Here is a 24393-nt window from a genome sequence, read left to right as displayed (position 1 = left end):
TGACGCATGCCTCGGTGCGCAGGTCGGACCGCCGTTCGATCGGTGCTCCCACCTAAGCGTCGCTAGCGGCCGTTTGTGAAAAGCGCATATGTCATGCGCTGCGTGCGGCATGGCTTGCGCTTACGCGCAGACGCACCACGGCTGCACTTCGCGCCACCGACGTCCGCGAGGAGCCGCGTCGTGCGAACGCGGCCTCACGGAACGATGCGCACGCTTTTCACGAACAGCAGCCGGTCGTCCGGACCCGGGCCGGCGATCCGGTCGCCGTTGGCTTCGGTCGCGTAGTCCAGCGCGACCCGCTTGCCCTTGAATGCCTTGTTGAGCGCGAACACGTCGCTCTCCGGCTCGGCGACGAACCAGTCGCCGCAGCGGGTCGCGCAATACGCTTCGACTTCCCGGCCATCGGCCGCGCGCACGACGATGGTCATGTCGTCGACACCGCCTCCGCCGACCAGTGTGCCGGTGACGGAAGCGGCCAGCGCGGTGGCCGGTGCGAGGACGGCGAACGCCAGCAGCAATGCAGCTTTCATCAGCGTCTCCAAAGCGTGGCGGGGGTGGCCGTGAGGGCAGGGGACAGGTACGCGCCGAACGTTTGCGACGTTCGGTTGCATGGGCTTCGCCCGTCCCTGCCGGGCACCTTCCGAAACAGGATCATGGTGCCGAAGGGAGGGCGTTACTTCGAAAGCCGCCTCAATGCGCGAAATCCCAATGCAGCCCGACCGTGTAGCCGCGATCCGGTCCCGGCTCGTAGTAGCGGCCATTGCTGTCGTTGACGATGACCGAGCCGATGTAGGCGTGGTCGAGCACGTTGTCGATGCGCGCGAAGGTGCGCAGCGCGCCATGCGCGGTGCTCCAGCGGCGCGAGGCCTCCAGGTTCAGCAGCGCGTAGCCGGGGGCGGTCTCGGTGGCCAGGTCGTTGGCCACGGTGTCGCCGGCGGCCACGGCTTCGACCGCGAACTGCCAGGCGCGCGGCTGCCACTGCCAGCGCGCGAAGAACTGCTGGCGCGGCACCCCGGGCAGGCGCGAACCGGCCGCGACCCGCGCGGTGGGCGTGGCGCAGCCGCTGCTGGCGCAGGTCAGGTAGGCCTGGCGCACGGTCGCCTGCAGCCAGGTGTAGGACAGCTGCAGCTGCGCGGTGTCGCCCAGCGGCAGCAGGTAGCTGGCCTCGGCGCCCTGGCGGCGGGTGCGGCCGATGTTGCGGTAGGTGCTGCGGCCGTTGGTGTTGCTGGCCACCGCCAGTTCGTCGTCGGTATTGGCGCGGAACAGCGCCGCTTCCCAGGCCGCGCCGGCCTGGTCGCGCCATTTCGCGCCCAGTTCCAGGTTCTCGCTCCTGGCCGCGGACAGGTCCAGCGCCAGGCCGGCGCCGCCGTCGTTGCGATAGCCCAGCTCGTTGAAGGTCGGCGTCTCGAAGCCGCGGCCGGCCGAGGCGTAGAAGCGCAGGTCGTCAGTGGCGCGGAACACCACCCCGGCCACCGGCGTGGTCGCCGAATAATCGGTGCTGCCGCTGTCGTCCGGATTGCGGCCAACGATGTAGGCGTCGTCGGACCGGAACCGCACCTGGCTGTGGCGCAGCCCGGCCAGCAGCGACCAGCGCTCGCTGAACTGCCACCAGGCCTGGGCGAACTGGTCCACGTTCTGCACCTGGTCCTCCTGGTCGCGGCGCAGCCGGCCCTTCACCCCCAGCGTGCTGCCGACGAAATTCTCGTAGCCGGTGCGGTGCTGCTTCTGGCGGTCGGCATTGGCGCCGACGGTGAGCTGGAACGGTCGCCCGCCGAGTTCGCCCTGCCAGGCCCAGCGCGCGTCCACGCCGCCGTAGTCGCCGTCCAGGTCGATCAGCCCGCCGGCATGCAGCGGATTGGCCTGCACCGCCACCGGCACCGCCAGGTACTGCTGCACGTCGCGGCGCCCGGCGTAGCCCATCAGCCGCCAGGTCTGCTGGTCCACCTGCTGGGTGAAGATCGCCCCGGCCTGCGCCTGGCGGGTGGACTTGCGCGTATCGAACTGGGTCGCCACGGCGGTGGCCTGCTGCGGATCGGCATGGAACTGGGCGCGGGTCAGGCCCAGCGGATCCTGCGCCCACGGCGCGTCCAGGTAGTTCAGCACCAGGTCCAGGCGCCGGCCGGGGGCCAGGTCGAAGCCGAACTTGGCGTTGACCGATTCGCGCCGCGCCTGGCTGTGGTCGCGGTAGCCGTCGGTGCGGAAGTGGGTGGCGGCCACGTTGTAGTGCACGTCGCCTTGCTGGCCCTGCAGCTGCGCGCCGGCGCTATACGTGCCGTTGCTGCCGACGGTACTGCGCAGCCGCCACGGGTCGTCGGGCGCGCCGTCGGCGCTCCACAGTTGCACCACACCACCGGAGGAGTTGCCGTACAGCGCCGAGAACGGGCCGCGCAGCACTTCGATGCGCTCGGCGCCCAGCATGTTGAAGTGCGACAGCTGGCCCTGGCCGTCCGGCATCGTCGCCGGGATGCCGTCCAGCAGCAGGCGCACGCCGCGCACACCGAACGCCGAACGCGCGCCGAAGCCGCGGATCGACAGCTGCGTGTCCTGCGCATAGTTCTGGCGGTCGCGGGCCAGCAGCCCGGGCACGCCGGCCAAGGCCTCGGCGACCTGCACGCCGGTACGGTTGCTGTCGCCGACGGTGATCGCGGTCAGCGAGGCCGGCAGGTCGAAATCGTCCACCCCGCTGACCCGTGCGGCCTGCACCTGCACGACCGGCAGGGTGGCGGGATCGGCATCGGCCGCGGCGGCGCAGACGACGGGCGACAGCCCCGCGGCGCAGAGGCCGCAGAGCAGGGCAAGGGGATGGCGATTGGGCATGCGTGCATCATCGCCCAAGCGCCGCCCGGCCGCACGCCGCCCAGGGCGTGTCATCGATTCCCAAGTAGGCCGCGTTGGGTCTGTCAGGCCCAACCCGCAGGGCCGCGCGTGTGCGTCCTTGGCGCTACGTCATTGCCCGGGTGGAACCATCCTCCACGCCTTTTAGTGCTTGCCTCGTGCACGCACACGAGTGGCGCGATCTGCTTGGGGATTGAGGACGCGCCCTAGCGCAAAGCCCCGCCACGCAAGGACCTGCGTTTGCTAGGATGGGGCGTTTGACCGCGCCGGCTCCGGTCCCTCCCGGCCCCCACCTTTCGCCACCAAACGAGTACCGCCGTGTCCTTCTTTGCAAACGTGGAACAGGTCCCAGGCGACCCGATCCTGGGCCTGACCGAGGCCTACAACGCCGATTCCCGCCCGACCAAGGTCAACCTGGGCGTGGGCATCTATTACGACGAGAGCGGCCGCATTCCGCTGCTGCGCGCCGTCCAGCAGATCGAACGGCAGCTGGCGCAGGACGCCAAGCCGCGCGGCTACCTGCCGATCGACGGCCTGCCCGCGTACGACCTGGCCACGCAGAAGCTGCTGTTCGGCGCCGAGTCGCCGCTGCTGGCCGCCGGCCGCGTCGCCACCTCGCAGACCATCGGCGGCAGCGGCGCGCTGCGCGTGGGCGCGGACCTGCTGAAAAAGCTGCTGTCCACCTCGACCATCGCCATCAGCAACCCCAGCTGGGAGAACCACCGCGCGGTGTTCTCGGCCGCCGGCTTCGACGTGGTCGACTACACCTATTTCGATGCGGCCACGCACGGCCTGAACTTCGACGGCATGCTCGCCGATCTGAACAAGCTCGCGCCGGGCACCGTGGTGCTGCTGCACGCCTGCTGCCACAACCCGACCGGCGCCGACCTGACCCAGGAGCAGTGGCGCACGGTCGCCGCGCTGCTGAAGGAACGCAACCTGTTCCCGTTCGTCGACATCGCCTACCAGGGCTTCGACAAGGGCATCGACGAAGACGCCTACGCGGTGCGCCTGCTGGCCGAAGCCGGCGTGGACAGCTACGTGGTCGCCAGCTCGTACTCCAAGTCGTTCTCGCTGTACGGCGAGCGCGTCGGCGCGCTGTCGGTGGTCTCGGCCACCGCGGCCGAGAGCAAGGCGGTGCAGTCGCAGGTCAAGCGCATCATCCGCACCATCTACTCCAGCCCGTCCACGCACGGCGCCGCGCTGGTGGCCGGCGTGCTCACCAGCCCCGAACTGCGCGCGATGTGGGAGCAGGAGCTGACCGAAATGCGCGAGCGCATCCACGCGCTGCGTGCCGGCATGGTGCAGAAGCTGGCCGCCCTCGGCGCGCCGGAGTTCGGCTTCATCCAGCAGCAGGCCGGCATGTTCTCGTACTCGGGCCTGAGCAAGGCGCAGGTGGACCGGCTGCGCGAAGAGTTCGGCATCTATGCCGTCGGCACCGGCCGCATCTGCGTGGCCGCGCTGAGCCAGGCCAACCTGGACTACGTGACCCAGGCCGTGGCCACCGTGCACAAGGGCTGATCCGCACGGCGGCGCTGCACTCGCCAGGACCTGCATCTGCCGGTCCTGGCGTTCCGCGGCGTTTCACCGCCAGGCGTCGCGGAGAGTGGATAGTTGAAGCGGCAGCATGGGCATCTGTCGCGCGCACCGTCAGCGCAGCAGCAGCGGGCCCGCTGCTGCCAGCAGCGCCGCTAGCAGACCGGCGGTCACGCGCAGGCCATACGCCTGCCCACCGCTGACCCACGCAATCACCGATTTGGTTCCCAGGCTGGCCGCCAGCAGCCCCAGCAGCCACGGCCGCGCACTGTCCGCGGCGATCTCGCCGGTTCCGGCCAACGTGGCCATCGTGGCCACCGCCGCGTGCAGTTCGGCGCACGCCGAGACGACCGAAGCGGCGATCGCGCCAGCGGGCCCGATCCAGCCTGCCAGCAGCGCCGATCCCCAGGTCAACCCCGCCAGCACCGCTGCAAAACCCAACGCCTGGCCGAAGCGGAACATGCGCCCCTGTGCGGTCGCCAGTGGCGGTTCGTTGCCGTCGCCGGCGCGCAACCCCAGCACCCCACCGACCAGCAGCGTGGCCCCGGCCGCGGCCAGTTCCGGCCACAACAGCTGCAGCAGCGACGGCGAGATCGTCAGCAGGATCGGCACACACAGGCTCAGCGAGGCCAGGTTGGCGAACAACGCCGCCGCCACACCCGGCCGCAGCAGCGTCGGATCCGCGCGCACCTTGCGGCCGAAATCCAGCACCGCCGCGGTGGACGACACGAAGCCTGCCAACAGGCCGGCGATCGCCAGCCCCCAGCGATTGCCGACCACGCGTAGCGCGACGTGGCCGAGCGCACCGACCACCATCACCAACACCACCAGCCGCCACACCTTGGCCGGATTGATCGCACCCAGCGGGCCGTAGCCGCGATCGGGCAGCAGCGGCAGCACCACCAGCGCGGCGGCGAGCAACAGCAAGCCATCGGCCACCTCGCGTTGGCTGAGCACCGTGCGACTGAAGCGGTGCAACGGCGCCTTGGCGTACAGCAACAGCGCCACCACGATTCCCAGGGCCGTGGCCACCGCCGGCATCCGCGTCGCCAGGCCACCGAGCAGCCCGGTCAGCAGCAGCGTCACCTCGCCGGTGAGACCCGCATCGCGCGCGCGCGTGTTGCGATACGCCAGCGCGGAGAACACGCCGATGGTCGCGATCACCACCACGAAGCTCGCCTCGCCCAGGCCAAGCGCCACCGCCCCCGCCACCGCGGCCAGCGCATGCGTGCGCAATCCCGCGACACGGTGCGCGGCACCGCCGCGCTCGCGCACCAGCCCGATCAGCAAACCCAGTCCGAGCGCCGCTGCCAGCGTGCGCACCAGTGCAGGTTCCAACTCCAGCGCCATGATCGCTCCCCGTTGCGCCCAGCATAGCCGCGCTTGGCAGTGTGGGCCGCAATCCCGACAATGGCGGTCAATCCCCCACGAAAGGCTGCCTGCGCCCATGTCGCGAACCTCGCTGACCCGCTTCCTGATCGAAGAACAGCATGCCGGCCGCATCGGCCCGGAACTGCGCCAGCTCATCACCATCGTGACCCGCGCCTGCAAGCGCATCTCCATCGCAGTCAGCAAGGGCGCCCTGGGCGGCGTGCTCGGCGACGCCGGCACCGGCAACGTGCAGGGCGAGGCGCAGAAGAAACTGGACGTGCTCAGCAACGACATCCTGCTCGAAGCCAACGCCTGGGGCGGCCACCTGGCCGCCTGCGCGTCGGAGGAGATGGACCACAGCCAGCCGGTGCCCGACAAATATCCCAGCGGCGACTTCCTGCTGCTGTTCGATCCGCTGGACGGCAGCTCCAACATCGACGTCAACGTCTCCGTCGGCACCATCTTCTCGGTGCTGCGCGCGCCGCCCGGCACCGACAAGCCCGGCGACGAACACTTCCTGCAACCGGGCACCGCCCAGGTCGCCGCCGGCTACTGCATCTACGGCCCCAGCACGATGCTGGTGCTGACCCTGGGCCACGGCACCCATGCCTTCACCCTGGAACGCGAGGAAGGCAGCTTCCTGCTGACCCAGGCCGACATGCGCATCCCCGAGGACACCGCCGAGTTCGCGATCAACATGTCCAACCAGCGCCACTGGGAAGCGCCGATGCAGCATTACGTGGCCGATCTGCTCGCCGGCAGCGAAGGCGCGCGCGGCAAGAACTTCAACATGCGCTGGATCGCCAGCATGGTGGCCGACGTGCACCGCATCCTGACCCGCGGCGGCATCTTCATCTACCCGTGGGACAAGAAGGACCCGGGCAAGGCCGGCAAGCTGCGCCTGATGTACGAAGCCAACCCGATGGGCCTGCTGGTCGAACAGGCCGGCGGCGCCGCCAGCACCGGCCGCGAGCGCATCCTCGGCCTGCAACCGGAGCAGCTGCACCAGCGCGTGCCGGTGTTCCTGGGTTCGAAGAACGAAGTGGCCGAGGCGGTGCGGTACCATACGGAATACGACGACAAGCGGGGCTAGGTCGTCATTTACCAGTCATGCGGCGCAGGCGGCTTCTGCCTGTGTCGCATGTGGGTAGTTGTCTTCGGGGGAAGACACCACATGGCGGATGCATGTGCACGAATCGGGTGCCTCGGGATTTCTTCTGGCTTTAGATGCCAGAAATTCAGTCGGTACATTATTTTTTGATCGAACAGGGGGATTGAATGAAGTTTGCACTTGGCCTGCTATTACTTCTTGTCTCCGGCTTTGCTTTTGCGGACACCACTCAGCGAGGAAAGATATCGCGCGTGGTCGTCGAAGGCAGTTACGCATCGGTGTGGATCGAGGACCAGCCAACGAACAACGAATGCGCATCCGATGGCAGATGGGTCATAGATTTTTCAAGCGACCAGCTGGCCAAAGAAAAATATTCGGCGATCCTCTCGGCGGCGAGTTCCAGGACAACCGTGGTGCTTCAGTACACCTCGACCCAGGGATGCGGCGCTTTCGGAGCGAAGAGAATCTATTACGTCGATCTGTTGTATTAGCCATATCCTGATTTTCATAAATCGGCGATAGAATTTCCGATTCTTCATGCGTGCGTGGTTCCTCATGCGCCATGCGCTGTTGCAGTGCATAGCAGCAAGCTCATACCAGGGGCTCATCGCGGCATGGCTTGACTCGATCATTCGACGGCAACAGCGATGTCTGTGATCCTCACTGCCTGCACGCCGTTCGACCGCCGCCGGTTCCCGCTTCGCCGTCGCCGTGCGCAGGCCTGACAGCGGCATTCGCCGCCTGGAAGTCGTGCGGCACTCCGTGAGTGGCGGGCGACGGCGCTCCCTGCATGGCGTACGTTCCGCGCCGTTGCTACGATGCGATATCACTTCCCGCGAGCCGCTGCGCCATGAGCCTGCATGTCTGGTGGATGTTCTTGCTGACGGTGTTCGTGTTGTCGGGCACGCCGGGGCCGAACATGCTGCACGTGATGACGCGCAGCGTGCGTTTCGGCGTACGCCGCAGCCTGCTGGCGATGGCCGGCTGCCTGCTGGCGGTAGTGCTGGTGCTGCTGGCGTCGGCGGCGGGCCTGGGCGCGGTGCTGGACGCGTCGCCGCGCGTGTTCGAGGTGCTGCGCTACGCCGGCGTCGGCTATCTGCTGTGGCTGGGAATCGCCGCCTGGCGTAGCGGAGAGGCGCCGTTGGACCCGCAAGGCGCACCGCCCCTGACTGCGTCGCTGTCGCCGCTGCAGTTGTTCCGTGGCGGGCTGGCGATCGGATTGAGCAATCCCAAACTGCTGTTGTTCGCCGCCGCGTTCCTGCCGCAGTTCGTCGACAAGACCCAGCCGCAGTGGCCGCAATTCGCGATCCTGGTGGCGACCTTCGCCGCGTGCGAGCTGTTCTGGTACGCGGTCTACGGCATCGGCGGGCACGGCATCCGCCGCTACCTGTCCCGGCCCGGCCTGCGTCGGCTGTTCGACCGCGTCGTCGGCACCATCTTCATCGGGTTCGGCGTCGTGCTGTTGCGCTTCCGGCCGCAGTAGCGGCAGGGCCGCGGCGGCGGACAGGGATGCCGTAGCCCGCCGTCGATTGCCGTCCGCGCGATGATTGCGCTGCGGAGCATCCCTTCACTCCGGCCAGGCCGCTTCGGCGCACGGTTTGGCCACAGCATCAGGCGATCCACGCATGACATGGCCCTTCGCATACCAAAACGCATCGCTGGAGTTCGAACGCTTCATGGTCGATGCGCGTGACGCTTCGGATCTGGCGACGACCAACATGGCCTGGAACATGGTGGTCGGCGTGCTGCACACCTTCCGGCGTCGCCTCACTGTCCAGGAAGGCCTCCGTTTTGCCGACATCCTGCCGCCAGTGCTGCGTGCGCTGTTCGTCGAAGGCTGGGACAGCGAAGCGCCGATCCTGGCGTTCGGCCCGGATGAGGACTTGTTGGCGGAAGTCCGCTCGGTTCGCGCCGCGCACAATTTCGCCCCGCCCAACGCGGTGCAGGCGGTCGCCCAGGCATTGCGCAGGAACGTCGACAACGCCGAGCTGGACCGGGTATTGGCGACGCTGCCTGCCGGCGCCGCCGCGTTCTGGTCCGTCGCGCCGTCCGTTCACGTCGCCTGAGCCTGCCCAAGAAGGTACCTTTCAAGTTGAAACGCCCCATCTTGGGAGGGCGGCAGGGAACAGGATTGCGATGAACCAGACGGTCTTCCTCATGTTCTTCTTCGCCACAGCGCCGGTCGCGCTGATGCCGAGCGTCATTTCCTGGCTCACCCGGCACCGTTCGCGCCGGCCGATCGTGATCGCCAACGTGGCGCTGTGGGTGCTCATCTTCTTTGCGGCGAGGAGCTTCACCCTCGGCACGTCGAGCAAGTTCCAGTTGCCGACGCTGCTGGCCCTGATCGCGTGGCTGGTGTTGCTCGGCTATTCGATTCGTGGCAGTTCTTCGAAAGGAAGCTGAGCTCCCAGGAGATCAACGTTCCTTCGTAGCGGTACCGGTAGTGGTTGCGCCTGGTCCAACCGGTCGAGTCTACGGTCACGATTTCTATGGTTGTTGGTTGACACGAACGGCGCGCGCGACCGGTCCTCATGCCGCTTCGCTCAGCGCGCCTGTACCTATCCCTCCACGCCCAGATCCTCCCGCAACCGCGCCAACGCGCGCCGCGCGTCGCCGACCACCAGCGGCGCCGGGACCGCCAGCATCAGGTTGAGCGGCAGGCCGAATTCCTCGAAGTGCCAGCCGTGGGTGTCGACGCGGCCGTCGGCGCCGATCGCGCCGGGATGGCGGGCGCGGATGCGCTGGGCGAAGCTGCCGTCGTCGGGGATGTAGCCGTACACCGGCTTGCCCAGGGCGACGGCGTAGCCGACCTCGAAGCAGGTGCCGCTGTCCGGCTCCGGGCCGCGGAAGAAGTCCAGGTTGGCCAGTACCGCATCGGCCTGCGCGATCAGGCCGATGTTGGCCTCATAGATCCAGCGCGCCTGCGCGGCGGGGTCGGCGATGTGCGCCGGCACCGCCTGGTCCAGCGGGAACAGGCCATCGAATCCGAATTCGCGGCACAGCGCCTTCAAGGCCTCGCCGCGGGCGGCGGCATCGGGGCGGAACACGTCGGGGCCGGCGAGGTACAGCGTGCGGATCATCGGCGAGGGCAGGGTGGGCAGTGGGGCGCTCATTGTCGGCGCGCACATGGAGGGATGCCAACGACACAGCTGCGATGCCGCGGGATCGCTGGTAAGGTCGCGCGATGTCCGATGCCACTCCCGATTTCATCGAGGTCTTCGATGGCGCCATGTCCCGCGAGGACTGCGCCGCGATCATGCGCCGCCTGCGCGGCAGTACGCAGTTGCAGCCGGGCGAGGTCGGCAGCGGCGTATTCCCCGAGCTCAAGCATAGCCGCGACCTGCGCATCAGCGGCCTGGAGCCGTGGCGAGACGTGGAACAGCGGCTGCAGCAGGCGGTATTCGCCGGCCTGCTCGGCTATCTGCGCAAGTACCCGCAGGCGCTGATCTCGCCGCTGATGCTGCAGGTGCCCGGCGCCGACGGCCAGCCGCACCGGCTCGGCGCCGACGATTTCGCGCTGCTCGACGACGCGGCGCTGTCCAACCTGGCCCGCACCTGCCTGCGTCCGGGCGCGATCAACCTGCAGTGGTACGCCGCGGGCGAAGGCGGCTATCCGTACTGGCATTGCGAGCTGTACCCGCGCGATCCCGGCGCTGAGACCCTGCACCGGCATCTGCTGTGGACGCTGTACCTCAACGACGACTTTCAGGACGGCGAAACCGAGTTCCTGTTCCAGCAGCGCAAGATCGCGCCGCGCGCCGGCAGCCTGCTGATCGCGCCGACCGCGTTCACCCACACCCACCGTGGCAACCGCCCGCAGGGCGGCGACAAGTTCATCGCCACCAGCTGGATCCTGTTCCAGTCGGCGCAGGCGCTTTACGGCCGGGAGTAGGGAGTCGGGATTGGGGATTCGCAACAGCGGGATGCGGCGGCTGTTGGCCTGCCGGCTTTTGTTTGGCCACTGACGGGCGCACGTTCTCTTCGCCAGCCGGATCTATCCCGGTCACCGCGGCCGCCTTCCGGCGAAGCTAGGGACGAAGCAGCGGCTACCGCAGCACGCCTTTGCGCACTCTTACGAATCCCCAATCCCGACTCCCGAATCCCCGCCTCAAAACAGCACGCCCTGCGGCGAGGGCGCACGCGGCGGCAGCGGCCTGACGAAGCGGCTGCAGTCCAGCGCCGGGCGCGTGCGTTCCGCGTAGCCCAGCCGCTTGTGCGCCAGCGCGAAGCGCCGCGCCAGCAGGTCGGCATAGACGCCTTCGCCGCGCATGCGCTTGCCGAAGGTGGCGTCGTAGTCCTTGCCGCCGCGCAGCTGCTGCACCGTGCTCATCACGTGCGCGGCGCGGTCGGGATGGTGCGCCTGCAACCAGTCGCGGAACAGCGGCGCGACCTCGTGCGGCAGCCGCAGCAGCACGTAGCCAGCCGAGTCGGCGCCGGCGGCATGGGCTGCCTCCAGCACCGCTTCCAGCTCGTGGTCGTTGATCCACGGGATCACCGGCGCCACCATCACCCCCACCGGCACCCCGGCCTCGTGCAGGGTGCGCATCGCGCGCAGCCGCGCGTGCGGCGCCGAGGCGCGCGGCTCCAGCCGCGCCGACAGGCGCGGGTCCAGCGAGGTCACCGAGAAGTGCACGCTGACCAGGTTCTCGCGCGCCAACGGCACCAGCAGGTCCAGGTCGCGCTCGACCAGCGCGTTCTTGGTGATCAGCGAGAACGGATGGCGGGTTTCCCACAGCACCTCGATCAGGCGCCGGGTCAGCTGCAGCTTGCGCTCGATCGGCTGGTAGGCGTCGGTGTTGATGCCCAGCGCGATCGGGCTGGGCACGTAGCCGGGCTTGGCCAGTTCGCGGCGCAGCAATTCCGGCGCATTGGTCTTGGCGAACAGGCGGGTCTCGAAGTCCAGCCCCGGCGACAGGTTCAGGTAGGCGTGGCTGGGACGCGCGAAGCAGTAGCTGCAGCCGTGTTCGCAGCCGCGATACGGGTTGACCGACTGCGAAAAACCCACGTCCGGCGACTGGTTGCGGCTGATGATGCTGCGCGCGGTCTCCTCGCGCACCTCGGTGCGCAGCCGCGGCGCAGCGAATTCCTCGCTGTCGTCGGGATGCCAGCCGTCGTCCTCGGCCTGGCTGATGGTGCGTTCGAAGCGGCCGGGCAGGTGGCTGCCGGCGCCGCGTCCCTTGATGGCCGTGCTCATCGGCACAGGCTACGCCGCCACGGTCTCAGCCACTGCGACGGCACGCGGGCAACGCTGAATCTTTCAGCGCCACGCGCAGGAGCCGCGCCGGCCCCGTAGAATCCGCCGATGTTCGTATTCGCGACCCTGCAGAACACCTGGGACTGGCTGACCGGCATTCCCCATTTCGGCGCCTACCTCACCGCCGCCTATCTGCTGTACATCCTGTGGCTGAGCGGCTGGATCGTGCTGCAGAAGCGCGAGCCGGCGGCGACGCTGAGCTGGGTGCTGTCGCTGGCGGCGCTGCCGTACCTGGGCTTCGTCATCTACTACCTGCTCGGGCCGCAGAAGGTGAAGCGGCAGCGCCTGCGCCGCGGCCGCTCGCGCTCGGGCATGGAGCACTACAGCAGCGTCTGCCCGCCCGACGCCGATTGTACCGAGCTGGCCAAGATCGCCCAGGCCACCACCGGCCTGGCGCCGAGTTCGGCGACCACCGCGCAATGGCTGGTCGACGGCGCCGCCACCTACGACGCGATCGTGCGCGACATCGCCGCCGCGCAGCACCACGTGCACCTGGAGTACTACATCTTCAATCCCGACCGCAGCGGCACGCGCATCCGCGACGCGCTGGTCGAGCGCGCCCGCGCCGGGGTCAAGGTGCGCCTGCTGCTGGATGCGGTGGGTTCCTCGCAGGTGCGCAAGCGCTTCCTGCAGCCGCTGCTGGACGCCGGCGGCGAGGCGGCCTGGTTCCATCCCACCCAGCTGCTGCGCCCGTTCAAGTTCAAGCGGCCGTGGGTCAACCTGCGCACCCACCGCAAGATCGTGGTGATCGACGGGCGCATCGGCTTCACCGGCGGCATCAACGTCACCGACGAGGAGAACGAGGCGCTGCGCCCCGACGCCTACCGCGACCTGCACGTGCGCTGCGAGGGCCACGTGGTGCGCAGCCTGCAGCTGGTGTTCGTCGAGGACTGGCTGTACGCCACCCGCCAGGGCCGCGACGCCTTCGACATGGCGAAGATCTGGCCGCACGACATGCCCGGCCGCGACGACGGCGCGATCCAGGCGCAGGTGCTGGTGTCCGGTCCGGATTCGTCGTGGGAGAGCATCCACCGCATGCAGGTGGCGGCGATCTACGAGGCGCAGCGCAGGGTGTGGCTGGTGACGCCGTATTTCGTGCCGGGCGAGGCCGCGCGCATGGCGCTGACCTCGGCCGCGCTGGGCGGGCTCGACGTGCGCCTGCTGGTGCCCAAGCGCAGCGATTCGCGGCTGGTGACGCTGGCGGCGCGCTCGTATTTCGACGAATTGCTGCAGGCCGGGGTCAAGATCTACGAGTACGGCCCGCGCATGCTGCACAGCAAGGCGCTGATCGTCGACGAGGAACTGTGCATCGTCGGCAGCGCCAATTTCGACAACCGTAGTTTCCGCCTCAATTTCGAAGTCTCGGCGATGTTCCGCGACCGGCAGATGACCCAGGAGCTGGCCACGCTGATCGGCCGCGAGATCGCCGATGCGGTGCAGGTGCGCGACGACCGCAAGCGTTCGCTGTGGCGCTACCGGTTGCCCGAGGCGATGGCGCGGCTGACCTCGCCGCTGCTGTAGGCGCGTCGTCGACCCCCGGACAGGTCGCGCCTTGCTTGCGCGTGCCAGGGAGCGGGGACGTCCACGCCCGGACGAAGCGGCCGCGGACGTATGCGAGCGAGACCCTGCGGGCTCGGCTCGAATGGCGGCATGCCGCCGGTTCCGACGGTTCGCCGTGGAACCGGTCGCCCGGGCGGCGCTACACTGCGCCCATCCTTGGGGAGATCGTCATGTACTGGCTTTTTCTGCTGCTCGCGCTCGCTGCCTTCGTCCTGGCGTTCTCCACGCCGCACATGTCGTTGCTGGTGCTGGCCTTGTTGGCGGCGCTGGGATTCCTGCTGGCCTGGGCGCGCGGCTGGTACGTGGCCAAGATCGGCGACGCCAGCCAACGCGATGCGGCGCCGATGATCGATCCGGCCGAGCTGCGCCGGCTGCGCGAACAGGCCGAGGCCCGCCGCGCGGCGGCCGCCGCGGCCAGCGACGACGCGATCTCCTCGTAGGCGCTGCCCGCCGATGACCCGACTCAGCGTCAACGTCAACAAGATCGCGGTGCTGCGCAATTCGCGCGGCGGCGAACTGCCGAGCGTGCTCGAGGCGGCGCGCGCCTGCCTGGACGCCGGCGCGCACGGCATCACCGTGCACCCGCGCCCGGACCGGCGCCACATCCACGCCGAGGACGTGCTGGCGCTGGCCGAGCTGACCCGCGCGCGCGGCGTGGAATTCAACATCGAAGGCAATCCGTTCGCGCCACCGCGGCCGGGCTATCCGGGGCTGATTCCGCTGTGCGCGCAGGTGCGTCCGGCGCAGGCCACCCTGGTGCCGGACGGCGACGGCCAACTGACCTCCGACCATGGCTTCGACTTCGCTCGCGACAGCGAACGGCTGCGCCCGCTGATCGCCGAGCTGAAGGCCCTGGGCTGCCGTGTCAGCCTGTTCGTGGATGCCGACAACCCGGACCTGGCACGCGCCGCCGAACTCGGCGCCGACCGCGTCGAGCTGTACACCGGGCCGTATGCGGAAGCGTTCGACCGCGGCGACGCCGCAGCGCCGGCCGCCTTCGCCGCGGCCGCACGCCGTGCCCAGGCCGCCGGTCTCGGCGTCAATGCCGGCCACGATCTGGCCCAAGCCAACCTTGGCGCGTTCCTGGCCGCGGTGCCGCAGGTGCTGGAGGTGTCGATCGGGCACGCGCTGATCGGCGAGGCGCTGTACGCCGGACTCGATGCCACGGTGAAGGCGTATCTCGAGATCCTGGCTGCTGCGCGGTAGCCCATCTGCGTTTCGAGCAGAGACGGGAGCTTGTGCGGGAGTCTCTGGGGGAGAGCAGGCCATCGGCAACGGCCGAGCCTGCCGACCTGAGGCCGTCGGAACCAATGGCCTGGGCCGCCCCGTTGCGAATCGCTATGCCAATTGCGACCTGTGGGAGCGACTTCAGTCGCGACGGGCCTTATCGATAGAGCTCGTCGCGATTGAAGTCGCTCCCACGATGGGCATTGTCAGCCGGCGCTAGTGCCGCACTGGACGGTAAAAGCGGAGCGCGCGCATTCGGGAGCCAATCCATTTCATATGGATCGGGCGTGCGCTGCACCGTGGCGATCGGAAGCTCGCTCTTCTCGAGAAGTTATATCGGCCCAACCGACGCCACAGCAAAACCGACACTGGCACTTTTGTTTTCGCTCCATCGCCAAACAAAAGAACGCCACCGTTGCCGGTGGCGTTTGCAATCCGTCACGGCGGAGTTGTTGCGCTAGAACGTATCACTGCACGAAGCCGATGCGGTCCACCTGCGCGTTCTTGGCCGCGGCCAGCACCTTGGCCATCACCTCGTATTCGGCATCGGGGTTGGCCTCGATGCGCAGCTCCGGGGTGTTGCCGGCGGCCTGCGCCATCGCCTCCTGCAGCCGCGGCTGCAGCTCGGCCAGGGGCAGGGGACTGGCGTTCCAGAACAGCTGGCCGCTGGCGTCCAGGCGCAACTGGATCGGCGGCGGCGGCTCGAGCGGCCGCTGCGGCGTGTCGACCCGCTGCGGCAGGTTCATGGTGATCGGCCGCGTCACCAGCGGCACGGTCACGATGAAGATGATCAACAGCACCAACATGACATCGACCAGCGGCGTGACATTGATTTCCGACAACGGTCCCCGGTTCCCTGCGGTACTGAAAGCCATGGCCTGCCTCCTGTCCTGTGGTTGTGGTGTCGCGTCTCCAGCCTACACCTGGGACCGGGCGTCGCGCGAGGGGCCAGGCGCAGGACGCTGGGGATGCCGTGGGGCGTGATTGGCGGTGCGGCACCGCGGCGCATCGCGCAGCCGTCTGCCAACGCGGTTTTCCGCTTATGGGCCAGGAGGAGGAAAGCATCGGCTTTCGGCGCAAACGGTCGTCGGTTGCCGACAGGCGTTGCATCGAGAGTGCAGCCGGTCGGGACTGAAGTCGCCTCCCACAATGGGTCCGACGGCGCGTTGCCGAACCTGCGAGCAGTCGTATGCCGGCGTCGATCTCCTGCCGGTTTGCACGACGCCGCCCAAAAAAAACGCCACCGTTGCCGGTGGCGTTGCAGTCGCGTCATGACTGAGGTGTTGCGGTAGAGCTTATTGCTGCACGAAGCCGATCTTTTTCATGTCCGAATTCTTGGCGGCGGCCAGCACCTTGGCCATCACTTCGTATTCGGAATCCGGATTGGCATCGATGCGCAGTTCCGGCTGGTTGGTCGGATCGCGCTGTACTTCGTTTTCCATCATCTGCGGAAGCGCCGTCACAGCCACCGGGCTGTTGTTCCAGAAGAGCTGGTTCGACGCATCGATACGCAGATCGATCGGCGGCGGCGGATCGCGCAACTGCGGCGGCGGGTTGATCACTCGCTGCGGCAGGTCCACGTCGATCGGGTAGGTCATGATCGGCGCGGTCACGATGAAGATGATCAACAGCACCAGCATCACGTCGACCAGCGGCGTGACGTTGATGTCGGCCATGGGACCACGGCCGCTTCCTGAGCTGAACGCCATGGCTCAGTTCCCCTTCTCTTTGGTCGCAACGAAGCCGACGTCCAGCATGCCCTGACCCTGCGCGATCTTGGTGATCTCGTTGATCGTACGCATCTTGGTCGTGCGGTCGCCACGCAGGTTGAGCGGCGGCTGCGGGGTCTGCTGGGCAGCGGTGGAGAAGCGCGATTCCAGGGCTTCCTTGGAAATCGGCTCGTCGTTCCAGTACAGCGACCCGTCTTCCTTGACCGCCAGCGTGATCGGATTTGGGCGTTTTTCCGCTTCGTCCGGGTTCTGCTTGAGGTTGGCTTCGGGCAACTCCACCTTGACCTTGTGGGACATCAGCGGTGCCGTGATGATGAAGATGATCAGCAGCACCAGCATCACGTCCACGAGGGGCGTGACGTTGATGTCGGCCATGGGGCCGCCGCTGTTACCACTACTGAAAGCCATAACGGGCTCCGTTAATCGTTGCGTGGACTACTCGACCGCGGATCAGCGAACGCGCGAACCAGTGGCGAAGAAGTCATGCAGGTCGTGGGCGAACGTATCGAACTTGGCGATCGTCGAGCTGTTGACCTTGCTGAAGAAGTTGAACGCGAACACGGCCGGGATCGCGACGAACAGACCGATCGCGGTCATGATCAGCGCTTCACCAACCGGGCCGGCAACGGCGTCGATCGAGGCGGAGCCGGTGGCACCGATCTTGATCAGCGCGCCGTAGATGCCCCACACCGTACCCAGCAGACCGACGAACGGCGCGGTCGCACCGACGGTGGCCAGCAGGGTCATGCCCGACTGCAGCTTGGTGCTTTCGCGGGTCACGGCCTGACGCAGGGCGCGGTCGACGAACTCCGAACGGCTCAGGGTCTCGCCCAGGCCGGTACCGGCACCGGCTTCGGCGCGCTGGTGGTGCGCAGCGGCCTGAGCGGCGTCGAGCGCGATCTTCGAGAACGGCTCGCTGGCCGGCTGCTCTTCCATCGCACGGATGGCGTCCTGCGCGTTCGGGGTGTCCCAGAACAGGCTGGTGACGCGATCGGCCTGGCCCTTCAGACGGGTGGCGCGGAAGATGTTGATGACGGTCCAGTACCAGGACGACGCCGACATGATGATAAGGGTGATGAGCACCACCCAGGAGACGGCGAAGTCACCCGGCTTGGAGGTCATCTCGGTGATCAGGTGCTCGAAGCCCATCTGCGACAGGGCGTTCGATGCGTTGTTGCCCCCCGCAGCAGCGGCGATGAAAATTTCCTGCAGCATGACGCTTACCTTTGTTGTGTGTGGTGATGAGGGTGGTGCAAAGAGTAGACAGGGCCTGCAGACCGGCGGGTGCGCCGGCCTGCTGCCTTTGTATCAGTTCAGCGCGAAGTTGACCGGTACGCGGACGCGGCCGGCGGTCTTCTGTCCATTGACGACAGCGGAATTGAACCGCCACTTGCGCGCTGCTTCCATGGCGGCGCGGTCCAGATCGCGATTGCGGCTGGATTTCTCGACGGAAACGTTGGTGACGTTACCGTTTGCATCGACATCGATGATCAGGATCACCTCGCCTTCCGCGCCCGACCGGAATGCGGACGGCGGGTACTTCGGCGGGTTCATGTTCTTCGACGAAATATCGACGCTGGCGCCGATGTCGGTCGCGGCAGCAGGCGGCGACGGCGGCGACGGCGGCGTGGCGATGTCGCTCGGGCGCGGCTCCGGCACATCGATCACCGGGGCTTCCGGCGGCGGCGGCAACGGGGTCGGCTTCGGCGGGGCCAGGTTCTTGACCGGCGGCGGCGGGGTCTCCGGCGGCTTCGGCGGCGGCGGCGGCGGGGGTGGCGGCGGCGGCGGGGCGTCGACCAGGGTGACGACGATGTTGCGTTCCTTCTCCGCTGCCGCCTTCGGCGCAACGGCTGGAATCAGCAACAACATCAGCGCTGCCAGATGCAGTGCGATTACGAAGGCAATACCGATGATGCGCGGCCAGCTGAGGCCGGAAGCTTCATCTCTGTCGTAATGCCGATTGATGACCAATTGTTCCGTCATGCGCCAATGACTCGATTTAGGGGGGCCGGGATTCGCGACGAATCTGAATCCCAGTTCAGGCGGCTTGACACCGCAGGAACCTCCAAGCTTATACCAATCCCTGCGACCTGCACTACTTTAAGCACTGGTTTTCGGGGGCTTTTTTTGCTTTTTACTTCAGATTGATGATCTTCTTGGCGTCTTCCGGCTTCTTGACGCCCTTGGCGAGCGCCTGCTGCGCGGCCTGCTTGGCTTCCGGGATGCGGCCTTCCTGGTGCAGCACCTTGGCCAGGTTCAGATAGGTTTCGCCGTCCTTGGACAACGGCGCGGCCTTCTGCCAGTTCTCGATCGCCTGCGGCACCTGGTCGGTGTAGTAGTACGACTGCGCCAGCGCCAGATAGGTCTGGTAGTCAGGCTTGAGGATGCCCTTCTGCAGGCCTTCGTTGATGACCGAGATGACGTCCTTTTCCTTCTTGTCGGTGTTGGCGTAGATCGAGTACAGCTGCTTGTACTCCTTCTCGTCGGTCAACTGCCCTGCGGCACGCAGCTTGTCCATCACCGCGGCGGCCTTGTCCATCTGGTCGGCCTGCATGTACATGCTGGCCAGGTTGAGCTGGGCCTTCTTGTCGTTCGGCGTCTTCGCCGCCAGCGCTTCGGCGGCCTTGACCGCTTCACCGGTCTGCCCGGCGGCGGCGTAGGACGCCATCAGCAGCTGGTTCCAGCTGTCCTTGGGCTGGGGCGAGGCGGCGATGGCCTGCTGCAGCACCGGGATCGCCTCCTGGTAGCGCTCGGTCTGGTACAGCGCCTGGCCCTTGAGGATCAGGTCTTCCGGGCGGGTCGACTTGGATTCGGCCAGGAACTTGTCCAGCGAGGCCAGGCCGGCGGCGGTCTCGTCGTCCTGCAGCTGCAGCTGCGCCAGCATCAGCATCGACTGGAAGTGGCCGTTGTTGTCCAGGCCGTTGAACTGGATCGCCTGCTGCAGGTACTGCTTGGCGGCCTTGCTGTCGTCCAGGTTGTAGGCGGCCTGCGCGGCCAGCTGCGCGGCGATCGACTTGTCGTATTCGTTGGCCGCGCTATTGGCCAGGATCTCGTCGGCCTGGGTGCGCACGCCGGCGTAGTCCTCGCCCTTGTTATAGGTGTCGATCAGCTTCTGCAGCTTGCTGCCGAGCTTGGCCGACGGCTTGCCGGTCGGCTCCTGGCGGGTGGCGTTGGGGAACATCACCGCGGCCTTTTCGTTCTTGGACTTGCGCGAGGAGCGCTGCTCGGAACGATCGGACTGCGCGACAGCGTCGGTCACCACCGCGCCGCCGAGGGCAGCAGTGATCACCAGGGACAACAGCGCTTGCTTGCGAATACTGAATTTCATGGATCACCTCGGTGGAACCGCCCTGAGCGGCACGGAAGACGGAGCGGCCATCCAGGGCCGAGCCAGCAAAACTAACAGAAACCTGTACGTGGTGAAAACGTTTTTAGGACGCATTGCCATGCACGGCGCGCGCCCACGCGCGGCGGCGCCGATGCGCTCAACCGCACTTCGGCGTCCGTCCGGCACTGCGCGCCTGCGCATACACGGGCTCAAGCGTAGCGACATCGCGTTGCAGTTCGCCGATGCGGGCACTGGGATCGGGGTGGGTGGACAACCATTGCGGCGGGCGCTGGCCGCCGGCGGCCATCATGTTCTTCCATAGATCCACCGCCTGCGCCGGGTCGAACCCGGCCTGCGCCATCAGCCGCTGGCCGACCACGTCGGCCTCGCTTTCCTGGGTGCGCGAACCCGGCAGCAGGAACGCGGCCTGCGCGGTCATGCCGCCGACCTGGCCCACCGTGTCGGCCGCGGCGCTGCCGTAGCGCGCGCCGGCCAGCGCGCCGAGCAGGCTGAGACCGGTCTGGGTGCCCATCTGGCGGGTGATGCGTTCTTCGTGGTGACGCGAGATCACGTGGCCGATCTCGTGGCCGAGCACCGCCGCCAGCTGATCCTGATTCTTGGCCACGGTAAAGATGCCGCTGTTGACGCCGACCTTGCCGCCGGGCAGCGCGAACGCGTTGGGTTCCTTGTCGTCGAACAGGGCGGTTTCCCATGCGGTGCCGCGCCACTGCGGCGGCAACTGCGCGACCAGGGCGTTGACCACGCAGCGCACGTAGGCATTGCGCTTCGGATCGGAGTCGATCGGCTCCTTGGCCTTGGTCTCGGCAAAGGCCTTCAGGCCGAGCTGATCGAGTTCCTGCTGCGATACGCCACCCACGACCTGGGTACGCCCGGTCGGCGAAGTGGTAGTCGCGCACGCTGCCAGCAGCACCGCGATCGATGCCCCCAGTACAACCTTCTTCATACGGGTCCCCCTATGACACGCATCGCAGTGTGGTGGCACACGTCTTAACTTTTCGTCAAACAAATCTTCAAGTTGTGCCAAACCAGTACAACGCCGCGACAGCGACGGCATTGTTCAGCCCGTGCGCGGCGATCGGCGCCCACAAGGTGCCGGTGCGCTTGTACAGCCATGCGAACGCGGCGCCCATGCTGCCGTAGACCAGCCACAGCTGCAGGGTTTCGGCCACGCCATTACCGGTGGTGCCGGGCAATTCGTGCACCAGCGCGAATGCGGCGCCGCTGAGCACCATGCCCAACCGCGGCCGGCCGGCATCCCACAGGCGCCCGAACAGCACGCGGCGGAACAGCAGTTCCTCGTAGGCCGGGGCGATGAGCACCGCGAACACGACCAGGAACAGCGGCATCTGCGTCATCGCTTCGCGCATCAGCGGCAGGTTGGTCGGCACCGGCTTGATCCCCAGCTGCGCGCCGAGGTTGGACAGCACGCTGCTGCCCACGAACACCGCCACCGCGACCAGCAGCACCCAACCCCAGGTCGCCGGCACGCGCGCGGCCTGCCAGGAGGCGCGGCGTTCGGCCGCGCTGGCCGGGCGGCGCAGGAAGTACAGCAGCAAGGCCGCGGACAGGGTGCTGACCAGGGCGATCAGCAGCTGCGCCAGCGCCCCAGGCTGGCCGAGCTGGGAGGCCACGGCCGAGGCCAGCCGATCGGCGGCAATGCCCTGCGCCCGCAGTTCCATGGTGACCTGGAAGCCGCGCACCACGCCCCAGACCAGGCCGGACAGCACGCTGACGGCCAACAGCACGACCGCGGCAAGCAGCACGTCGAGGACGAAACCGAGCACCGGCTTGCCCCAGCCGGACGGCGGCGCGGCCTGGGTGAGCGGGGGCGTGGCGGGCGTAGGCGACGGCAGCGAGGTCATCGCGATCCTGGGCGAGAGCAGGCTAGGGGAGCGGAACGATGCCGGCCCCCGGCACGAGCCGGGGGGCGGCGATGCCGCGTCAGATGTCGAGGTTGGCGACCTTCAGCGCGTTTTCCTCGATGAAATCGCGGCGCGGCTCGACCACGTCGCCCATCAAGGTGCTGAAGATCTGGTCGGCGGCCACCGCGTCCTCGATGCGTACCTGCAGCAGGCGACGCGTATCCGGGTTCACCGTGGTTTCCCACAGCTGCTCGGCGTTCATTTCGCCCAGGCCCTTGAAGCGCTGGATCTGCCGGCCCTTCTTGGCCTCGTCGAACAACCAGGCATGCGCCTGGGCGAAGCTGCTGATCGACTGGGTCTTGTTGCCGCGCACGATCTGCGCGCCTTCGCGGACCAGCCCGTTCAACGCCAGCGCGACCTCGCGCAGCGGACGCAGTTCGCCGCCTTCGAAAGCCGCCATGGGCACCCAACTGATCAGTTCTTCGCCCATGTGGCGACGAACAACAGTCAACGTCGCCGATTTCTGCTCATTTGCCGATTCGAAGCGCAGCTCGTAGCGGGCGGTGCCCAGGCTGCCGCGGTTGAGCACGGCCTGCAGGGCCTCCAGGCTCGGGTGGCGGTCGCCCTCGGCTTCCAGCTGCGCCACGTCCAGCGGCGGCAGGTCGATCAGCGCGGTCAACAGCGCCGGATCGTAACGGTGCGCATTGCGCGCCACCGCCTCGTTGGCGCTGGCAAACAGCAGCAGCAGCTTCTCCAGCGCCGCACCGGTGATCGGCGGCTCGTTGCTGGCGGGAATCAGCGCGGCCCCCTCGACCGCGCTGTTGGCCAGGTAGGCGTTGAGCGCGTTGTCGTCCTTCAGGTATAGCTCCTGCTTGCCCTGTTTGAGCCGGTACAGCGGCGGCAGGCCGATGTAGATGTAGCCGCGCTCGATCAGCTCCGGCATCTGCCGGTAGAAGAACGTCAGCAGCAGGGTGCGGATGTGCGCGCCGTCGACGTCGGCGTCGGTCATGATGATGATGCGGTGGTAGCGCAGCTTGTCCGGGTTGTACTCGTCGCGGCCGATGCCGGTGCCCAGCGCGGTGATCAGCGTGCCGACCTGGTCGGAGGCCAGCATGCGGTCGAAGCGCGCGCGTTCCACGTTGAGGATCTTGCCGCGCAGCGGCAGCACCGCCTGGTTCTTGCGGTTGCGGCCCTGCTTGGCCGAGCCGCCTGCCGAGTCGCCCTCGACGATGAACAGCTCCGACAGCGCCGGATCCTTCTCCTGGCAGTCGGCCAGCTTGCCTGGCAGGCCGGCGATGTCCAGCGCGCCCTTGCGGCGGGTCAGGTCGCGCGCCTTGCGCGCGGCCTCGCGGGCGCGTGCGGCATCGACGATCTTGCCGGCGATGGCCTTGGCCTCGTTGGGGTTTTCCTGCAGGAATTCCTCCAGGCGCGCGCCGAACGCGGTCTCCACCGCAGGCCGCACGTCGGAACTGACCAGCTTTTCCTTGGTCTGGCTGGAGAAGCTCGGATCCGGCACCTTCACCGACAGCACAGCGATCATGCCTTCGCGCATGTCGTCGCCGGTCAGGTTGATCTTGGCCTGCTTGGCGATGCCGTTCTGCTCGATGTAGGTATTGAGCACGCGCGTCAGCGCGCCGCGGAAGCCGGCCAGGTGGGTGCCGCCGTCCTTCTGCGGGATATTGTTGGTGAAGCAGTACATCGTCTCCTGGTAGGAGTCGGTCCACTGCAGCGCCACTTCCACGGTGATGCCGTTGTGCTCGCCGCTGACCGAGATCACGTGCGGGTGCAGCGGGGTCTTCAGCTGCGCCAGGTGCTCGACGAAGCTGCGGATGCCGCCTTCGTAGTGGAAGTCGTCGCGGCGGCCTTCGCCGCGCTCGTCGGCGAGCACGATCTTGACCCCGGAATTGAGGAAGGACAGCTCGCGCAGGCGACGCGCCAGGATGTCGTAGTGGTATTCCACGTTGTTGTGGAACGCCAGGACCGATGGCCAGAAACGAACGGTCGTCCCGCGCTTGCCGGTCTCGCCCAGCTTCTTGAGCGGGGCGACGGCCGCGCCGTTGCTGAATTCCTGCTGGTAATGGGCGCCGCCCTGGAACACGTCCAGCAGCAGCTTCTCCGACAGCGCGTTGACCACGCTGACGCCGACGCCGTGCAGACCGCCGGAGACCTTGTAGCTGTTGTCGTCGAACTTGCCGCCGGCGTGCAGCACGGTCATCACGACCTCGGCCGCCGACACCTCGCGGCCGAGCTTCTTGCTCATCTGCTCGTGCTTGCCGACCGGGATACCGCGCCCGTTGTCCGACACCGATACCGAACCGTCGGCGTGGATCGTCACCGAGACGTGGTCGGCGTGTCCGGCCAGGGCCTCGTCGATGGAGTTGTCGACGACCTCGAACACCATGTGATGCAGGCCGGTGCCGTCATGGACGTCGCCGATGTACATCCCAGGCCGCTTGCGAACCGCCTCGAGGCCTTCCAGGGCGGTGATGCTGTTCGCGTCGTAGTTGCCGGTGCTTGGTGGGGTGTTCTGTTCGTCGGTCATTGCGCGTGCCGTAGGC

At 67.6% G+C, this 24393-nt stretch carries 24 protein-coding genes; 10 read left to right on the top strand and 14 right to left on the bottom strand.

Translation table 11 applies throughout. The features are described 5' to 3' along the window. Positions 1-194: 194 nt before the first annotated feature. Both HDC36_RS18735 and HDC36_RS18730 read right to left on the bottom strand, forming a co-directional pair. Positions 195-518, bottom strand: a complete 324-nt coding sequence (locus HDC36_RS18735; protein WP_179570292.1) for a hypothetical protein — start codon at positions 516-518, stop codon at positions 195-197. Positions 519-690: 172 nt separating this feature from the next. Further along, the gene (locus HDC36_RS18730; protein ID WP_179570290.1) at positions 691-2817 is read right to left on the bottom strand and encodes a TonB-dependent receptor; all 2127 of its coding nucleotides are present in this window, start codon (positions 2815-2817) and stop codon (positions 691-693) included. A gap of 336 nt (positions 2818-3153) precedes the next feature. Between HDC36_RS18730 and HDC36_RS18725 the strand changes: the two genes are divergently transcribed. Next, complete coding sequence (locus tag HDC36_RS18725) at positions 3154-4356, top strand: amino acid aminotransferase (protein WP_179570288.1); 1203 nt, start codon at positions 3154-3156, stop codon at positions 4354-4356. A gap of 129 nt (positions 4357-4485) precedes the next feature. Here HDC36_RS18725 and HDC36_RS18720 read toward each other — a convergent pair whose 3' ends face one another. Then, the gene (locus tag HDC36_RS18720) at positions 4486-5721 is read right to left on the bottom strand and encodes a DUF4010 domain-containing protein (RefSeq protein ID WP_179570286.1); all 1236 of its coding nucleotides are present in this window, start codon (positions 5719-5721) and stop codon (positions 4486-4488) included. Between the two features lie 97 nt (positions 5722-5818). Here HDC36_RS18720 and HDC36_RS18715 point away from each other — a divergent pair, with 97 nt between their 5' ends. The 5 genes from HDC36_RS18715 (at position 5819) to HDC36_RS18695 (ending at position 9256) form a co-directional block, all read left to right on the top strand. After that, complete coding sequence (locus HDC36_RS18715) at positions 5819-6835, top strand: class 1 fructose-bisphosphatase (RefSeq protein ID WP_179570283.1); 1017 nt, start codon at positions 5819-5821, stop codon at positions 6833-6835. Positions 6836-7020: 185 nt separating this feature from the next. Next, positions 7021-7344: a hypothetical protein gene (locus tag HDC36_RS18710; protein ID WP_179570281.1), complete on the top strand. Its 324-nt coding sequence runs from the start codon at positions 7021-7023 to the stop codon at positions 7342-7344. 359 nt (positions 7345-7703) lie between these two features. Next, complete coding sequence (locus HDC36_RS18705) at positions 7704-8336, top strand: LysE family translocator (protein WP_179570279.1); 633 nt, start codon at positions 7704-7706, stop codon at positions 8334-8336. A 142-nt stretch (positions 8337-8478) separates the two neighbouring features. Next, complete coding sequence (locus tag HDC36_RS18700; RefSeq protein WP_179570277.1) at positions 8479-8919, top strand: DUF2267 domain-containing protein; 441 nt, start codon at positions 8479-8481, stop codon at positions 8917-8919. A 70-nt stretch (positions 8920-8989) separates the two neighbouring features. Continuing rightward, the gene (locus tag HDC36_RS18695; protein ID WP_179570275.1) at positions 8990-9256 is read left to right on the top strand and encodes a hypothetical protein; all 267 of its coding nucleotides are present in this window, start codon (positions 8990-8992) and stop codon (positions 9254-9256) included. Between the two features lie 155 nt (positions 9257-9411). Here HDC36_RS18695 and HDC36_RS18690 read toward each other — a convergent pair whose 3' ends face one another. Continuing rightward, a complete protein-coding gene (locus HDC36_RS18690) occupies positions 9412-9966 on the bottom strand; it encodes a nucleoside 2-deoxyribosyltransferase (protein ID WP_255432809.1) in 555 nt (184 codons plus the stop codon). 71 nt (positions 9967-10037) lie between these two features. Between HDC36_RS18690 and HDC36_RS18685 the strand changes: the two genes are divergently transcribed. Beyond that, positions 10038-10745: a 2OG-Fe(II) oxygenase gene (locus HDC36_RS18685; protein ID WP_179570273.1), complete on the top strand. Its 708-nt coding sequence runs from the start codon at positions 10038-10040 to the stop codon at positions 10743-10745. Between the two features lie 216 nt (positions 10746-10961). Here the strand turns inward: HDC36_RS18685 and HDC36_RS18680 are convergent, their stop codons facing one another. Further along, positions 10962-12047 (bottom strand): PA0069 family radical SAM protein, encoded by a 1086-nt coding sequence (locus HDC36_RS18680; protein ID WP_179570271.1) that lies wholly within the window; start codon positions 12045-12047, stop codon positions 10962-10964. 108 nt (positions 12048-12155) lie between these two features. Between HDC36_RS18680 and cls the strand changes: the two genes are divergently transcribed. The 3 genes from cls to HDC36_RS18665 all read left to right on the top strand — a co-directional run bounded on the left by cls (position 12156) and on the right by HDC36_RS18665 (position 14873). Next, the gene (gene cls, locus HDC36_RS18675) at positions 12156-13628 is read left to right on the top strand and encodes a cardiolipin synthase (protein WP_179570269.1); all 1473 of its coding nucleotides are present in this window, start codon (positions 12156-12158) and stop codon (positions 13626-13628) included. A gap of 209 nt (positions 13629-13837) precedes the next feature. Beyond that, positions 13838-14107 carry a hypothetical protein gene (locus HDC36_RS18670; protein WP_179570267.1) on the top strand — a complete coding sequence of 90 codons (270 nt, stop codon included), beginning with the start codon at positions 13838-13840 and terminating at the stop codon, positions 14105-14107. Positions 14108-14120: 13 nt separating this feature from the next. Further along, the gene (locus HDC36_RS18665; RefSeq protein WP_179570265.1) at positions 14121-14873 is read left to right on the top strand and encodes a pyridoxine 5'-phosphate synthase; all 753 of its coding nucleotides are present in this window, start codon (positions 14121-14123) and stop codon (positions 14871-14873) included. A gap of 488 nt (positions 14874-15361) precedes the next feature. Here HDC36_RS18665 and HDC36_RS18660 read toward each other — a convergent pair whose 3' ends face one another. The 9 genes from HDC36_RS18660 to gyrB all read right to left on the bottom strand — a co-directional run bounded on the left by HDC36_RS18660 (position 15362) and on the right by gyrB (position 24377). Next, positions 15362-15769: a biopolymer transporter ExbD gene (locus tag HDC36_RS18660; protein WP_179570263.1), complete on the bottom strand. Its 408-nt coding sequence runs from the start codon at positions 15767-15769 to the stop codon at positions 15362-15364. 420 nt (positions 15770-16189) lie between these two features. Continuing rightward, positions 16190-16603, bottom strand: a complete 414-nt coding sequence (locus HDC36_RS18655) for a biopolymer transporter ExbD (RefSeq protein ID WP_039004766.1) — start codon at positions 16601-16603, stop codon at positions 16190-16192. A gap of 3 nt (positions 16604-16606) precedes the next feature. Continuing rightward, entirely contained in the window at positions 16607-17032 is a 426-nt protein-coding gene (locus HDC36_RS18650; RefSeq protein WP_179570261.1) for a biopolymer transporter ExbD, read from the bottom strand. A 42-nt stretch (positions 17033-17074) separates the two neighbouring features. Next, the gene (gene exbB, locus HDC36_RS18645; protein ID WP_179570259.1) at positions 17075-17839 is read right to left on the bottom strand and encodes a TonB-system energizer ExbB; all 765 of its coding nucleotides are present in this window, start codon (positions 17837-17839) and stop codon (positions 17075-17077) included. Between the two features lie 93 nt (positions 17840-17932). Further along, positions 17933-18607, bottom strand: a complete 675-nt coding sequence (locus HDC36_RS18640) for an energy transducer TonB (RefSeq protein ID WP_179570257.1) — start codon at positions 18605-18607, stop codon at positions 17933-17935. A 151-nt stretch (positions 18608-18758) separates the two neighbouring features. Continuing rightward, positions 18759-19952 carry a tetratricopeptide repeat protein gene (locus HDC36_RS18635; RefSeq protein ID WP_179570255.1) on the bottom strand — a complete coding sequence of 398 codons (1194 nt, stop codon included), beginning with the start codon at positions 19950-19952 and terminating at the stop codon, positions 18759-18761. A 157-nt stretch (positions 19953-20109) separates the two neighbouring features. Further along, positions 20110-20916: a M48 family metallopeptidase gene (locus HDC36_RS18630; RefSeq protein WP_179570253.1), complete on the bottom strand. Its 807-nt coding sequence runs from the start codon at positions 20914-20916 to the stop codon at positions 20110-20112. A 67-nt stretch (positions 20917-20983) separates the two neighbouring features. Next, positions 20984-21835 (bottom strand): CPBP family intramembrane glutamic endopeptidase, encoded by an 852-nt coding sequence (locus HDC36_RS18625; protein WP_179570251.1) that lies wholly within the window; start codon positions 21833-21835, stop codon positions 20984-20986. A 79-nt stretch (positions 21836-21914) separates the two neighbouring features. Further along, positions 21915-24377, bottom strand: coding sequence for a DNA topoisomerase (ATP-hydrolyzing) subunit B (gene gyrB / locus HDC36_RS18620; protein ID WP_179570249.1), 2463 nt, complete (start codon positions 24375-24377; stop codon positions 21915-21917). Positions 24378-24393: the final 16 nt, after the last annotated feature.

The organism is Xanthomonas sp. JAI131 (assembly GCF_013410075.1).
GTDB classification, from domain to species: domain Bacteria; phylum Pseudomonadota; class Gammaproteobacteria; order Xanthomonadales; family Xanthomonadaceae; genus Xanthomonas_A; species Xanthomonas_A bonasiae.
This window is presented reverse-complemented; position numbering and strand designations above follow the sequence as displayed.

Coding starts and splice junctions, on each gene's coding strand:
- HDC36_RS18730 (WP_179570290.1), bottom strand. CDS start 2,817: ATGCCCAATCGCCATCCCCTTGCCCTGCTCTGCGGCCTCTGCGCCGCG.
- HDC36_RS18720 (WP_179570286.1), bottom strand. CDS start 5,721: ATGGCGCTGGAGTTGGAACCTGCACTGGTGCGCACGCTGGCAGCGGCG.
- HDC36_RS18715 (WP_179570283.1), top strand. CDS start 5,819: ATGTCGCGAACCTCGCTGACCCGCTTCCTGATCGAAGAACAGCATGCC.
- HDC36_RS18710 (WP_179570281.1), top strand. CDS start 7,021: ATGAAGTTTGCACTTGGCCTGCTATTACTTCTTGTCTCCGGCTTTGCT.
- HDC36_RS18705 (WP_179570279.1), top strand. CDS start 7,704: ATGAGCCTGCATGTCTGGTGGATGTTCTTGCTGACGGTGTTCGTGTTG.
- HDC36_RS18700 (WP_179570277.1), top strand. CDS start 8,479: ATGACATGGCCCTTCGCATACCAAAACGCATCGCTGGAGTTCGAACGC.
- HDC36_RS18695 (WP_179570275.1), top strand. CDS start 8,990: ATGAACCAGACGGTCTTCCTCATGTTCTTCTTCGCCACAGCGCCGGTC.
- HDC36_RS18690 (WP_255432809.1), bottom strand. CDS start 9,966: ATGAGCGCCCCACTGCCCACCCTGCCCTCGCCGATGATCCGCACGCTG.
- HDC36_RS18685 (WP_179570273.1), top strand. CDS start 10,038: ATGTCCGATGCCACTCCCGATTTCATCGAGGTCTTCGATGGCGCCATG.
- HDC36_RS18680 (WP_179570271.1), bottom strand. CDS start 12,047: ATGAGCACGGCCATCAAGGGACGCGGCGCCGGCAGCCACCTGCCCGGC.
- cls (WP_179570269.1), top strand. CDS start 12,156: ATGTTCGTATTCGCGACCCTGCAGAACACCTGGGACTGGCTGACCGGC.
- HDC36_RS18670 (WP_179570267.1), top strand. CDS start 13,838: ATGTACTGGCTTTTTCTGCTGCTCGCGCTCGCTGCCTTCGTCCTGGCG.
- HDC36_RS18665 (WP_179570265.1), top strand. CDS start 14,121: ATGACCCGACTCAGCGTCAACGTCAACAAGATCGCGGTGCTGCGCAAT.
- HDC36_RS18660 (WP_179570263.1), bottom strand. CDS start 15,769: ATGGCTTTCAGTACCGCAGGGAACCGGGGACCGTTGTCGGAAATCAAT.
- HDC36_RS18655 (WP_039004766.1), bottom strand. CDS start 16,603: ATGGCGTTCAGCTCAGGAAGCGGCCGTGGTCCCATGGCCGACATCAAC.
- HDC36_RS18650 (WP_179570261.1), bottom strand. CDS start 17,032: ATGGCTTTCAGTAGTGGTAACAGCGGCGGCCCCATGGCCGACATCAAC.
- exbB (WP_179570259.1), bottom strand. CDS start 17,839: ATGCTGCAGGAAATTTTCATCGCCGCTGCTGCGGGGGGCAACAACGCA.
- HDC36_RS18640 (WP_179570257.1), bottom strand. CDS start 18,607: ATGACGGAACAATTGGTCATCAATCGGCATTACGACAGAGATGAAGCT.
- HDC36_RS18635 (WP_179570255.1), bottom strand. CDS start 19,952: ATGAAATTCAGTATTCGCAAGCAAGCGCTGTTGTCCCTGGTGATCACT.
- HDC36_RS18630 (WP_179570253.1), bottom strand. CDS start 20,916: ATGAAGAAGGTTGTACTGGGGGCATCGATCGCGGTGCTGCTGGCAGCG.
- HDC36_RS18625 (WP_179570251.1), bottom strand. CDS start 21,835: ATGACCTCGCTGCCGTCGCCTACGCCCGCCACGCCCCCGCTCACCCAG.
- gyrB (WP_179570249.1), bottom strand. CDS start 24,377: ATGACCGACGAACAGAACACCCCACCAAGCACCGGCAACTACGACGCG.